We start from the raw sequence: 12,293 nt of genomic DNA, 5'->3' as shown, positions 1-12,293 counted from the left end.
CTTCGGGCACCCACAGGGCGCGGCCGTCCCGGACCGTCCGTCCCGGGCCACCCGCCCCGGGTCACCCGTCCCGGTGCCGTGTCCGCCGCTCCCGCCCCTCCGGGACGTCCGCCTCGACGTGTCCGGCGCACACCGTGGCGCCCGCCTGGGAGAAAAGGACACGCCACCGGTCGGACGCCCGCGGCCCGGAGCACGGAACAGCGCGCACCCGCACGGACTCCTCCAGGGTGCACAGCCGGAGGAACGACAGATGCAGCGCGCGCAGCCCGGTGTACGGCCCGCACACACCGAGCACGAGCTGCCGGGCCGCCTCCGCGAACAGCCTCCCCGTCACATGGTCCGCGGACGCGGGCAGCAGGTAGGGATGAGGGCCGGACAGGCGCAGCACCGCGTGCGCGTCGCCTCCGTCCTCGCGCCCGGCCCGGGCCAGGACCTGGTTCCCGGGCAGGGACCTGACCCTTCCGGTACGGGCACGGGCCCCGTCCTGAACAGGCGGCAGGTTTCCCGCCCGGACCACCCCGGCGCCCCGCCAGGCCCGGTACAGGGCGCGTTCGAGGACCCCGGCGCCGGTCTCGCCGTCCGCCACCACCCGGCCGTCCGGCGACCGCAGGACGCACGAAGCGGCCACACGTCGGGTGCGTCCCGTCCGGCTGGTCCGGAGCTGTTCGACGAGGCATGTCGCCAGCAGCTCCCCCTGGAAGCGCCGCAGCGGCGGGGCGGTCAGGACACGGCTGCTCGACGACGTGTTCAGTGGGACCTCCCCGGGCCGCAGCAGCCCCGTGTGCTGAAGGGTCGCGTACGCGCACTGCTCCACCACAGACCGGAGCAGGAAGGCGTCGTCCGGGAGACCACCGCTGCCCCGGTCGCCGAACAGGTCGTGTGCGCCGGGGACCCGGACGCGGAAGGAGAGCCCGTTCGGCAGTACGGCGTCGTGGACGAGAAGGACGTCGCCCGGGTGCCCCACTCCGGCCTGAGCGGCGGACACCTCGACACCCGGTTCCGGAAGGCCTGGTGTGCCGCCGGGCTCCTGCCTCCGGACGCTCTGGAACCGCTCCTGCATCGTGACGCACCTCCGTGCACTCGGACGGGAAGACTCGGGACGGCGGGGACTCGGGACGACGGGGACTCAGGGCGGGGCGGCGGCGCCCGGCCCCGGGGCCAGGGACGCCAGGTGCGCCCGGCGGACCGGCGCCGTCTGTCCCTGGACGAGCAGGAACAGGCTCTCTCTGGCCAGTCGTTGTGCCGGATGGTCCAGGCCGGTCGTACGGCCGCCTCCCGCGACGACCACCGCGGTGGTCACCGTGCGCAGCAGGTCGAGAGCGCGCAGCCGCAGAGCGGTGCGCTCGGGAACACCGTGGTCCGGTTCCGGCCGGTCGGCCAGGGCATAGGCGTGCCGCCGGACCAGGGCCAGTTCGGCCCGCAGACCGCGCGCGGTCGCGGCGGCCTCCGCACCGGTCTCCTCCAGCAACCGCAGAGCGGCCTCGGCGACGCCGAACACGGCGGGCGAGACGTGGGAGGCGTGCGCCAGGTCCGTAACGGCCCAACGCTCCCTCGGCACCCGCAGGACGACGGACTCCGGCGGCACCCACAGGCCGTCCAGCCGCAGGGAGACCGTGCGGGAGGAGGAAACGGCGACCAGCCGCAGGGGCTCCGACGCGCGCAGCCCGGGCTGTCCCCCGGCCTCGGTGAACGCGAAGACCACCTCGTCGTCGGCGTCGATCCCGGCCAGCAGCATCACGTCGTTCAGCTTCCAGCCGGTGTACCAGGGGACGGTGCCGTCGAACCGCCAGCCACCGCGGTCGGCTGTGGCCCGCACCGGAACCCGGGGAAACGAGCGGACATGGGCGTACGCGACGCCCGCCATCACCCTGCCGCTCGCCAGCTCCGGAAGCAGCCGCTCCTTCGCCGGGCTGTCCGACGCGGCGAGCAGCCGCAGCGGGGACTGGTGCTGGGCCTGCACGAACCAGGTCGTGCAGCAGCCGGTGGCCAGGGCCTCCTGGATGTCCCGGGCGACCGCGTCGGGGACTCCGGCCCCCCCGTACGCCTGCGGAGCGCTCGCCCCCAGCAGTCCGGAGGCGCGCAGCTCGTCCAGATGGGCGGCGGGGAGGCCGTCTTGGTCGACGCGCTGGGCGGCGGGGGCCAGCAGGACTTCCGAGAGACGGCGGGCCCGGACGAGAAGGGGGTGGTCCTGCTCGTCTTCCATGGGAGCTCCTCGGTCGGGGGTGGAGGACGGGGACGGTCCGACCGTACCCATCTGCCGGACGCGAGGGGGTGAACTGCGGCAGGAGCCGCGCGGGCGTGCCCCGGGGCAGCGGCGCGGTCCGCCCTCCGGACCGGGGACGTCCTGGTGGCGGCTCCCGGGCCGGGAAGTTCACGAACGCGCAAAGTCGCCCCCGGTGCACCGGAGTCGTGACCCCGCCCCACCCGCCGGATGCCGCCCGGCTTGGTTCAGTGGGCGTCAGGACAAGTCGCGTCGCTCGTGTACCGCCCGGTCCGCGGCGGGGCACCTCGTACGGGACGGCCGGGTTCTGCCGGTGCGGCTCCCGGCCGCCGGAAAGGAACACCGATGAGTGTGCTGGACCGTTTCCGTCTGGACGGGGGCCGGGCTCTGGTCACCGGCGCCTCCCGGGGCATCGGGAAGGCGGTCGCCGAGGCACTGGCGGAGGCGGGCTGCGACGTCGCCGTCGCGGCCCGTACCCTCCCCGCCCTCCGGTCCACCGTGGCGGCCGTCGAGGAGCGCGGGAGGAAAGCCGTCGCCCTCGACGGCGACCTCGCGCTTCCCGAGGTGGCCACCGGTCTGGTGGAGCGGGCCGCGGCCGGGCTGGGCGGGCTCGACGTCGTCGTCCTGAACGCCGGTGTCCTGCCCCACGGCGAGGACGGCGCGGTGCTGCTGGAGCCGTTGCACCGCGCGGACCCGGAGGACTGGAACAGCGTCATCGCGGTCAACCTCAGCGCCACCGCGGCACTCGCCGGCGCCGCCCACGACCACCTGGTCTCCTCCGGCCGGGGGAGCCTGATCCTCATGTCGTCCATCGCCGGGGTGGCGTCCCTGCCGGCGCTGGAGGCGTACGGAGCGGCCAAGGCCGCGCAGCTCTCACTCGTCCGCAGCCTCGCCGTGGGCTGGGCACGCCAGGGCGTCCGCGTCAACGCCGTCTGCCCCGGCTGGACCCGCACGGACATGACCGCCTTCGCCACCGGGTACGGCGCGTTGTCCGACTGGCTCACCAGCCACGTCCCGCTGGGACGGTGGGCCACCACGGACGAGATCGCCGGTGCCACGCTCTTCCTCGCGTCACCGGCGGCCTCCTACGTGAGCGGGCACGCGCTCTTCGTCGACGGAGGGATCACCGTCCCCGAGATCGGGCTCGGGGGTTTCCCCAAGCCGGCCTCCCCACTGGCCGGGGGCTGAACCGGACCGGCCCGTCCTCGCGGGTGTGCCCGGCAGGCCCCGCCGGCACGGAGACCCGGACGCCGCCTTGGGCCTGATGGAGGGATCCGTACGCACCGGCCGTGGTGTCGCCGTGTCCCGGAACCCCGACTCCGCAGGGTGTTGACCATGCAGGATCCATTCGATTACACGACGGCCTTCCCTCCTCCTGACCCGGCGGTCCGGTCCGGGGCGGGACGCGGCCCCTCCCGTTCCGTTCCGCCGGTGTCCGTCTCAGCGCAGGAGCACGTCGGCGCGGGCGAGGAGGTCCCGTGCGCCGGGGTGGCGGCCGTGCGGGCGCAGCTGCCCGTGCATGGCCTTCAGCATGCGGTGCGTGCGGGGGGACCGGAGGGTGGGGTACTCGTCGACGAAGACCTGCCAGTGTGCCAGGGCCCGTTCGAGGTGGCCGTGGCGGAGGAGGATCCCGGCGAGGCGTGCGTGGGTGAGCAGCGCCGCGCGGTGCTCGCCCGGGGTACGCGCGCGGAGCGAGGCGTTCAGGGCGAGTAAGGCGCCTGGTGTGTTCTTCAGCGCGTCGAGCGTCTGCGCGCGCTGGTAGTGCAGGGCGCCCTCCGGGTAGCTCGTGAAAGGGCCGGGAGGGGCGTCGGCCCCTTCGGTGTGGAACCGTTCGGCCCGGGCGAGCGCGTCCAGGGCGGCGCGGCGGTCGTGATGGGCCTGGACGACCGCGAGGTGCGCGTACGTGTAGCTGCGGACGGCCGGCGGGGCGTGGCGGGCGTGTTCGACGGCCCGCTGGGTGAGGTGCAGGACGGCGGGGCCCCGGTGGCCCAGGCCGGTGGCGTGCGTGGCCATCGCCCGCAGGGCGATGGCCACGGTGGCGTGGTCGCCCGAGCCGGCGGCGAGGCGTACGGCCAGTTGCTGGTAGTGCTGGGTGGCGGCATGGCCGTCCGCGTCGATGCAGGCCTCGGCGAGCAGCAGCGTCAGCTGTGCCCCGGCGGCGAGAAGCTCACGGCGGGTGGTGTCGGAGGAGGGGGCGCGCAGCCAGGGCGTGACGGTGTGCGCCAGGTAGGCGGCCAGGGCCGGCCGGATCGCCTGCCCGCCGTGCTGGGCGATGCTGAGGGCGAACAGCTCGGTCAGGGAGCGGAGCTGGGCCACCTCCGCACCGCCGACGCGGCCGGTCACCGGCTCCGGGTTCGCCGCCGGGGAGCCGAGCGGGCTCCAGGGGTCGGGCGGGAGCAGGGCGCTGGGGCGGTACGTGCCGGCTTCGAGCAGATGGACCCGGGCCGGGTCGAGTTCGAACTCGACGAGACGGTCGAGGCGGTGCAGCGAGTCGTCCTGCCAGGACAGGACGAGCGGGGCCGCGGGCGCGCGGGTGAGACCCGCCTCCTGGGCCGTGATCCTGCGGCCCAGCTTCCGCGACAGCGCTTCGAGGAGGAAGGTGGACGTGGGGGGCCGGGGCTGGGTCCCGGCGATCCACCGCGACACCGAGGTGTGGTCGCACAGCACCGGTCTCTCGTGTTCGGCTGCCACCAGCCGGACGGCCTGGGCCAGCCGGGAATGGCTCCAGCCGCTGCGCCGCACGAGGGTGCGCAGGCGCTCGTTGGGTGTGCGGGGCACGGCCTCTCCTCCTGGAAGGAAACCCCTGTCTCCTGGGCGTGCTCAGGGCGCCCCGGCCGTCGAGACGGTGCGGTGGGCCCGGAACACCCGGTTTACCGAAAGGTGAGGGGACTTCACAGGGTTTCTCCTGAAACGGCCCGGGCGGATGCCGCGGGGTACGAACCGAGTACCCGCACACGGTCGCTCTCCCGCCGCAGCCGTTCGAGGGCCTCGCCCAGGGGCGCCTGGTCCCGGTGCCCGGCGACGTCGATCCACAGGTACCCGTCGGGATGCCGCCCGCCGGGGTGCAGGTCCTGGACGTGGACGCCGGATGCCGCCAGTGAGCGGACGACGGTGAGCAGGGGCACGCGGTCGGCGGGTACGACGAGAGTGGTCAGGTCCCGGCCGGTGGGCGGACGCGGTGGCGCGACGCGGACGACCCGGAGGAACCGCGTGACCGCGGGGGGCGTTCCGGTCAGGTTCCCGCCCACCGGGTGCAGCCCGAGGCGCTCGGCGGTCGCCGGGGCGCACAGGGCGGCACGCGACGCGTCCCCCTCCCGGGCCACCGTCTCCGCGCCCGCGGCGGTCGACGGGGCGGCGGCACACCGGGCCCCCGGCAGGTGGGCGGCGAACCAGGACGCGCACTGCGCGTACGCGTGCGGGTGGGTGCGCACCACGCGTACGCCGTCGGGCGGGCCCGGCCTGACGGTGGCCAGGACCAGGGTCACGGGAAGGCGCCGTTCACCGATGACGCTCAGCGGGGCACCGAGGGCGAGGGCGTCCATCACCTCCACGACGGGGCCCGCCGTGGTGTTGTGCACCGGTACGGTTCCCGAGCCCGCCCGCCCCCGCCCTACGGCGTCGAGCACGTCGGCGGCGCTGTCCATGAGGAGTACCGGGCCGCCGGATCCGGCGAACTGCCGGTGGGCGACGCCGCTGTAGCTGTCGGCGGGGCCGAGGAACGCGTCCGGTGCCGAGGGCCGGCCCGTCGGCGGCTCGCCCTGCGAGAGCCGCAGGAGACCGAGCGCGATGTCCCTGCCCGGGGAGCCGAACGCCTCGTGGTAGCGGCTGATGACGTGCATCTCCCACCCGGTGTCGGTACGTGTCCCGCCTTCGGCGAGACGGTCGTTCCGGACCTCCTCCGAGACCGCCCGGCGCTTGCCGATGAGCCGGATGAGGCGGGTGTCCACGTCGTCGATGACTTTTTGTCTGCGGTGGTGTCCGGAGGGGGAAGGCTGGTGGATCACGGTGAGCTCCATGGTGCGGTGGCGCGGTGGTGGCGGAAGGGGCCGGGGTCCGGCGGTTCAGCCGAGGTCCCGGCCGGGGCCGTCAGGCGGGGCCGGTGTGCCGGTGGCCTCCGTGGCGGAGGCGCCCGCCCGGTGGTCGTGCAGGGGTACGTGCCGCCATCCGGCGACGTGTGCCGGGCTGTCGCCGGGCGGTGGACCGGACTTCGGGCGCACGGTGCTGAGCCCCGTCACGCAGCGGACGGCGAGTTCCTGGTAGGTGGCCGTGCCCCGGGCCTTCCACTCCAGTTCGTCCGCGGTGAGCTCCCTCAGGATCTTGGCGGGTACCCCGACGACGAGGTGCCGTTCGGGGACGGCCATGCCGGCCGGGACCACGCAGCCGGCGCCGATGACGGCGCCCGCGCCCAGTTCGGCGTCGTCCATGACGACGGCGTTCATGCCGACCAGGACGCCCGGTCCCACGCGGCAGCCGTGCAGGACCGAGCCGTGGCCGATATGGCCGTCCGCACCGACCCGCACCTCGCGTCCGGGGAAGCAGTGCAGCACGCAGTTGTCCTGGATGTTCGCCCCCTCGCCCACGACGATCCGGCCGAAGTCGCCCCGCAGACTCGCTCCCGGTCCCAGGTAGCAGTGGCCGCCGACCAGGACGTCACCGGTCAGCACACTGTCGGGATGGACGAACGCGGTCGGCGCGATCTCGGGGAAGCGCCCTTCGAAGGCGTACAGCGGCATGTGCGGTTCCTCCCGGTTCGGTGTCAGCCGTCGCGCAGGCCCGGTCCGGGGCCCGCGCCGGCACGGTCGTCCCCCGCCACCCGGAGGCTGCGGACCCGGCCCCCTTCGCAGAAGGCGAGCGCGATCACCGGGCCGGACGGGCCGGCGTCCTCGAAGACCGCCGCGGCGCACTCCTCGCCCAGTCCGTACACCCGTGGGCGGATGCCGGCCGCCAGCGGTCCGAGGAGAGGCGCCGTGTCGTCGAGCAGATCGGGCCCGCCGAGCACGAACTCGGCGGCCGGCCCGTGGCCCACCGCGTCGAGGTCCCGCAGGAACGCCGTCAGTGCGTGACGTGCCGCCCCGGCGGTTTCCCGGGCGCCCGCCGGACCTGCCGCGGACGCGCTCTCCGTGAGGACGGTCGTCCCGGCCACACGGCCGTCGACGACGCGGATGTCGAGGATCTCGCCCTCGCCGTCCACAGGGCCCGCCGGCGCGCAGAGGACGAGGGCCCGGTCCGGGGCAAGTGTGTACACCGTCGTGTCGCTGCCCGGGCGCAGTGCCGGGGCGAACGGCTCGTCCTCCGGCCCGCGCCCGTCGGTCGCCGTCCGGCGCCGGGCGGTGTCCAGCGCCTCCAGGACGACCTCTCTGGGCGAGCGCTGCGGCGGAGAGGCGATACCCGCCTCGGCGAAGACCTTCTCGACGGCCGGCAGCGCGCTCACCGCTCGTGGGAAGCCCGCGAACGCGGCGCACTCCACCACCACTTCGACGATCTCCGCCGGGGCGACGCCGGCGGCGAGAGCCGAGCGGGTGTGGACGGCCAGCGGTGTACCGCACATCCCCGAGGAGACGATCGCCGCGAGGGCCGCGATCTCGCGGGCCCGCGCGTCGAGCGCCCTGCGGTGGTGGAGATATCCGTACACGGTGCCGACGGCGACGTGGGCCAGGCCGGGGGAGAGGGCGAAGATCGCGTCGAGGCGTTCGCCGCCGTCCGGCAGCAGTCCGGCGAACGTCTCCCGCCCCCGGGCGTACAGACCGCCGAAGCCGTCGTCGTGCCCCGCGCTACCCACGGCCGTCCACCGCCGTGCCGGTGCGGAACCCGCTGAAGTCGGGCACCCGCTTCTCCGCGAAGGCGGTGTACCCCTCCCTGGCTTCCGGCATGTGCCCGAACAGGCTCAGGGTGTCGAAGCACGCCCGGCCCAGCCCCGCGATGTGCTCCGTGTCGGCGTTCAGCGAGTGCTTGAGCACTCCCAGAGCGGTGGGGGAGAGGGCGCAGCACCTGCGTGCCCATTCGATCGCGGTGCTCACCACCGCGCCGGGCTCGACGACCGAGTTGACCAGGCCCCAGGCGAGAGCGGTGGACGCGTCGACGCGCTCCGCGAGGAGCAGCATCTGCCGCGCCCGCTTCTCGCCGACGACACGCGCCAGGAAAGCGGATCCGTAGCCCGCGTCGAACGAACCGACCTGCGGGCCCGGTTGGGCGAACACCGCCGTGCTGCCCGCGACCGTCAGGTCGCACACCAGCTGTATGACGTGCCCCCCGCCGAAGGCGTAGCCGTTCACCGCCGCGATCACGGGCTTGGGGCAGGCCCGGATGTTCCGGTACAGCTCCTCGGTGGCCAGCGCGCCCAGAGCCCCCGGCCCGTAGTCGCCCTCCCGTGCGCGGACCTTCTGGTCACCCCCCGCGCAGAAGGCCCGTTCACCTGCCCCGGTGAGCACGACCGCACCGGTGGCACGGTCGGACCGGGCCGTGTTCACCGCTGTGTTCAGGTGATCGACGGTGTCGCTGGTGAACGCGTTGAGACGTTCGGGGCGGTTGATCTGAATGACCGTCACCTCATCGCTCCGCAGGACGCGTACGTCCTCCATGTCGTCGATCAGCGCGAAGTCGGGACTGTCCAGTACGTTCATGTCACCTTCTCGGTTCGTGCGTCGGGTGCGCCGGCACGGCCCCGGTCCCGCATGACCACGGATCCGGGTGCCGGGCCACCCCTGCGGCCGTCCCGCCGGGGCTCACCGGAAGCGGCCCGGCCGTCGGCCCACGGGCGGCAGACGCCCTGCGCGGCGGGTCTTCCCGCCACCCTCCCGCTGTCGCGGTGCGCCCTCCCACTACAACGGGCCGGGGGCCCGGACGGGAGACCTGGAAGAGCCGGTCTCTCCGCACCGCATGCAAACTTGTGAACAAGTGACCGAACGTCCGCCCGGCGGCGCGGGCCGTCCGCCCCGGGGACCGCGGCGGACGGGCGGCCCGGAACGGCAGGGGCGCGCGGAACGGTACGGGGGGCGCGCGGAATCCACGACGTAAGGGACCACCCGCGCGGAAGTGCGCCCCTCCTGTCGGGCTATGGCCGACGCGCCCACCGGGACCCAGGCTGACAACTCCGGGCCGGCCCGGCCCGGCACACAACCCGCCCGGCCCGTCCGGGCCGGCCGGAACCGGCACCGGGGCCGTACGGCCACCGGACCGGCGCCACGGGGCACCTCATGGGATCCGGCAGTGTCCACCACCCACCGGCGGCCTGTCGCTCCCCGCGCCCTCCACGGCGGCCGGCGCACCACAGCGCCTGACCCGACACGGCCCGTTGCGGACGCCGACACCGCTCGCCGCCCTCACCGGCCGCCGGACGAGGGCGGACTCAGCAGCACGCAGGACACCGGCGCCCTGATCACTCCCTGAACACCCTGAACCGGAGGAAAACGCCATGACACGCATCCGCCGACTTCTTCGCAGCCGTGTGGTGCTGCCGCTTCTGCTGGCCCTCAGCCTCGTCCCCCTCGCCACCGGCCCGGCCGGAGCCGCGTCCTCCTCCGTGCTCGACGCGACCTGCACCGGCGGCAACACCACCACCTACCAGCCGGGCCTGACGGACACCCCGGCCACGGTGACGGTCCAGGGAACCATCTCCATGGACTGCGTCAGTACCGACCTCACCACCCCGCTGCTGCTGCACGGCACCATCACCGGCGGTGGCACGGGAACCCTCAGCTGCGCACTGCTGCAGTCGCCGACCTCGGGCAGCTCCACCATCGTCTGGACCACGGTCGGAGGCGGCTCCTACGCCACCAGCGCCTACGACTACACGACCTCGCTGAGCCCCGGCACTTCCGGGACCACGGTCCTGACCCTCACCGGCACCGTCACCAGCGGCCTCTACGCGGGTGACGGCATCCTCATCGCCACCGTCTTCGCCAACCTCGATCTGACCGCCTGCAGCAGTCCCACCGGTCTGACCTCCCGCTCCGGCGTCGTTACCGCGGAGTTCAGCAGCCTCCTCTAGGCCGCCGGGTCCCGCGCGGCACGCGGTCGCGCGGGACCGGGCGAGGGCTCAGAACGGCTGGGTGAGCGTGAGGACCAGCAGCCCCTGACTGGACGTGACCCCCTCGGAGGTGGCACAGGCGAGCAGGTCCGGCGCCGGATACGTGCCGACGAGGTTGAAGATGTACCCGTTGAACTGACCCGCTGTCACCGTGCCGACGGAGGTCCCCACGGTCTGGCCCACCGGCCGCGTGACCACGAAGGTGGAGGTTATCTCGGAGTCGGGCCCCTCGTTCCAGTCCAGGATGCTCTCCCCTGCGGTCACCGGGGAGGAGGTAGGCAGGCAGCCGGCGTCCACCGTGTAGTCGAAGCCGAGCTGAGCCGAGTCGACCGGTCCACCGCCCGTGCAGCTGTAGGTGGCGCTCGCCGTGATGTGCGTCGGCCGGGAGACGAGCGTGAGGCCGGGGCTGTAGTGCTGGGTGGCGGAGGTCGTGCAGACGATGGCCAGGGGATCGGCGGCCTGGGCCGGGCCGCTGGTGGTCAGGAGCACTCCGAGCGGCACGAGGCTCAGGGCGAGCGGCGCGGCGAGGCGGCGGAAAAGGGTCATGACGGTCCTCCAGGAAGGAGCGCGCCGGCATATGAAGGGGAGACCGCAGCACGAGGAACGGCCCGCCGCACGCGATCTGCCGTGCCACGGCGACCCGGTGCCGTCGATCGCCCTTTGGCGCGATACGTGGCGTACGGGCGTCCGGCGGCTCCCGGCGGGGGCGTGACGGTGGGCCCGGTGCCTTGCCGCGCCGGAGGGGCGTCCGTGTGCGTCCCGGGACGCACACGTCCCCGCCGTGCGGCGCGCCGTGACCGGCGCCGCACACGGATCCGCCAGGAGTTGCGGAACTCCCTTCACCTTGACCGCTCTTCCTTCATATGTACATGGCCGGACGGGGAGACATCCGTATCGGTTCGACGGGGCGTGAGGACGGTCCGGTCCGGCTGCCCGCACAAGAGGGAAAAGGTCTCCGCTTCCCTCCGGAGGAAACCGGTCACCGCGTTTCCGGAATGAGGAGGGGAGGCGGACGCATAGCGGCCGGGGCCTTTCTTCCGGGCATCAGGAGATCGTTTTCTCACACGCGATCATTTCCTCCGGTGTTCCGCCGGACGGCGGACTACCGCCGACTCACGAACGGGCCAGTGCAATTCTGGCCCGTTCAGGCCATGGTGCTCCCCAGGACGGACGGAGAGAATCCGGGGAACGGCTCGCCGGGGGTTGTCCCGTGAAGCCGGAATACGGAGGCGATGAGATCCTTTTCGCTCCTCCGTTTCCGCGATCACCCTTCCGGTCGCCGCACTCGTGTTCCTGTCCCGGGGGGCCGGTTCGCCGTTGCAGGAAAACGTGCCGTGCTCCTGCACGGAGAGCCGGCCGTCACCGGGCCACGGCGACGCGGCGGGCTGACGGCCTCCGCCCCCGGACGCCTCCCGGCCGGCCGCAGCCGTCCCATTCCGCTCGATGTTCCCCGACCCGCCACCCCTGTCTGCCATGAGTGAGGTACTCCCGTGAAAACCAGCCGCCGTTGGCCCACCGTCCTCGGTGCCGCCCTCCCCCTCGTGTGCTCCGCCCTCGTCGCGGCTCCGTCGGCGCAGGCCGCCCCCGCGAGGGCCGCAGCCCTGGTGGACATCACGTGCACCGGGAACGAGACGAGCACGTACTCGCCCCCGCTGACCAACACCCCTCAGCCCACTACCGTGCAGTCCTCCGAGAACTACTCGTGCACCTCCCTGCTCACGGGGGTGAGCAGCGGCACGAGCACCACCACCATCTCCGGTAACTACAGCTGCGTGATCTCCCTGCAGCCCTTCAGCGCCACCTCGACGTACCACTGGAACACGGGACAGAGCAGCACGGCCGAGTACGACGTCACCCTCGTGCGGGCGGCCAACAACACCACCGTCGTCACTGCCGTCGGCACCGTCACCGCGGGGCTGGGGCAGGGCGCCGTCTTCACCAACGTGATCGTCAAACCCGCGCTCAACCTGACCGCCTGCGCCTCGGGCGGACTCGCCCAGCTCACCGGTCCGGCGACGCTCACGCTGCTGCTCTGACAAGCGCCGC

Annotated in this window: 11 protein-coding genes; 3 read left to right on the top strand and 8 right to left on the bottom strand. The window is 73.7% G+C overall.

From position 1 onward, the window contains the following. Positions 1–61 precede the first annotated feature (61 nt). Positions 62–985, bottom strand: coding sequence for an AfsA-related hotdog domain-containing protein (locus tag CP967_RS04245; RefSeq protein ID WP_167535324.1), 924 nt, complete (start codon positions 983–985; stop codon positions 62–64). A gap of 141 nt (positions 986–1,126) precedes the next feature. After that, positions 1,127–2,203 carry an acyl-CoA dehydrogenase family protein gene (locus CP967_RS04240; RefSeq protein ID WP_150486638.1) on the bottom strand — a complete coding sequence of 359 codons (1,077 nt, stop codon included), beginning with the start codon at positions 2,201–2,203 and terminating at the stop codon, positions 1,127–1,129. A 363-nt stretch (positions 2,204–2,566) separates the two neighbouring features. On the opposite strand from CP967_RS04240, the gene CP967_RS04235 reads away from it, so the two are divergent. After that, a complete protein-coding gene (locus CP967_RS04235) occupies positions 2,567–3,409 on the top strand; it encodes an SDR family NAD(P)-dependent oxidoreductase (RefSeq protein WP_150486637.1) in 843 nt (280 codons plus the stop codon). A 252-nt stretch (positions 3,410–3,661) separates the two neighbouring features. Here CP967_RS04235 and CP967_RS04230 read toward each other — a convergent pair whose 3' ends face one another. The 5 genes from CP967_RS04230 to CP967_RS04210 all read right to left on the bottom strand — a co-directional run bounded on the left by CP967_RS04230 (position 3,662) and on the right by CP967_RS04210 (position 8,841). Further along, complete coding sequence (locus CP967_RS04230) at positions 3,662–4,999, bottom strand: NsdA family TPR-like regulatory protein (RefSeq protein ID WP_150486636.1); 1,338 nt, start codon at positions 4,997–4,999, stop codon at positions 3,662–3,664. A 113-nt stretch (positions 5,000–5,112) separates the two neighbouring features. Beyond that, positions 5,113–6,225, bottom strand: coding sequence for a bifunctional chorismate mutase/prephenate dehydratase (locus CP967_RS04225; protein WP_167535323.1), 1,113 nt, complete (start codon positions 6,223–6,225; stop codon positions 5,113–5,115). A 57-nt stretch (positions 6,226–6,282) separates the two neighbouring features. Continuing rightward, positions 6,283–6,954, bottom strand: a complete 672-nt coding sequence (locus CP967_RS04220; protein ID WP_150486634.1) for a gamma carbonic anhydrase family protein — start codon at positions 6,952–6,954, stop codon at positions 6,283–6,285. 23 nt (positions 6,955–6,977) lie between these two features. Further along, positions 6,978–8,000: a carboxymuconolactone decarboxylase family protein gene (locus CP967_RS04215; protein WP_208838858.1), complete on the bottom strand. Its 1,023-nt coding sequence runs from the start codon at positions 7,998–8,000 to the stop codon at positions 6,978–6,980. Then, positions 7,993–8,841, bottom strand: a complete 849-nt coding sequence (locus tag CP967_RS04210; protein ID WP_229888379.1) for an enoyl-CoA hydratase-related protein — start codon at positions 8,839–8,841, stop codon at positions 7,993–7,995. The genes CP967_RS04215 and CP967_RS04210 overlap by 8 nt, the downstream gene beginning before the upstream one ends. A gap of 791 nt (positions 8,842–9,632) precedes the next feature. On the opposite strand from CP967_RS04210, the gene CP967_RS04205 reads away from it, so the two are divergent. After that, on the top strand, positions 9,633–10,208 hold the full coding sequence (locus tag CP967_RS04205; RefSeq protein ID WP_150486633.1) for a hypothetical protein: 576 nt from the start codon (positions 9,633–9,635) through the stop codon (positions 10,206–10,208). Between the two features lie 48 nt (positions 10,209–10,256). Here the strand turns inward: CP967_RS04205 and CP967_RS04200 are convergent, their stop codons facing one another. Further along, a complete protein-coding gene (locus CP967_RS04200; RefSeq protein ID WP_150486632.1) occupies positions 10,257–10,793 on the bottom strand; it encodes a hypothetical protein in 537 nt (178 codons plus the stop codon). A 944-nt stretch (positions 10,794–11,737) separates the two neighbouring features. Here CP967_RS04200 and CP967_RS04195 point away from each other — a divergent pair. Further along, positions 11,738–12,283 carry a hypothetical protein gene (locus CP967_RS04195; protein WP_150486631.1) on the top strand — a complete coding sequence of 182 codons (546 nt, stop codon included), beginning with the start codon at positions 11,738–11,740 and terminating at the stop codon, positions 12,281–12,283. Positions 12,284–12,293 lie beyond the last annotated feature (10 nt).

It is taken from the genome of Streptomyces nitrosporeus, assembly GCF_008704555.1.
Classification (GTDB): Bacteria; Actinomycetota; Actinomycetes; order Streptomycetales; family Streptomycetaceae; genus Streptomyces; species Streptomyces nitrosporeus.
This window is presented reverse-complemented; position numbering and strand designations above follow the sequence as displayed.

Bases quoted from the DNA above. Each gene is read 5' to 3' on its own strand.
- CP967_RS04240 (WP_150486638.1), bottom strand. From the start codon at position 2,203: ATGGAAGACGAGCAGGACCACCCCCTTCTCGTCCGGGCCCGCCGTCTC.
- CP967_RS04235 (WP_150486637.1), top strand. From the start codon at position 2,567: ATGAGTGTGCTGGACCGTTTCCGTCTGGACGGGGGCCGGGCTCTGGTC.
- CP967_RS04220 (WP_150486634.1), bottom strand. From the start codon at position 6,954: ATGCCGCTGTACGCCTTCGAAGGGCGCTTCCCCGAGATCGCGCCGACC.
- CP967_RS04210 (WP_229888379.1), bottom strand. From the start codon at position 8,841: ATGAACGTACTGGACAGTCCCGACTTCGCGCTGATCGACGACATGGAG.
- CP967_RS04205 (WP_150486633.1), top strand. From the start codon at position 9,633: ATGACACGCATCCGCCGACTTCTTCGCAGCCGTGTGGTGCTGCCGCTT.
- CP967_RS04200 (WP_150486632.1), bottom strand. From the start codon at position 10,793: ATGACCCTTTTCCGCCGCCTCGCCGCGCCGCTCGCCCTGAGCCTCGTG.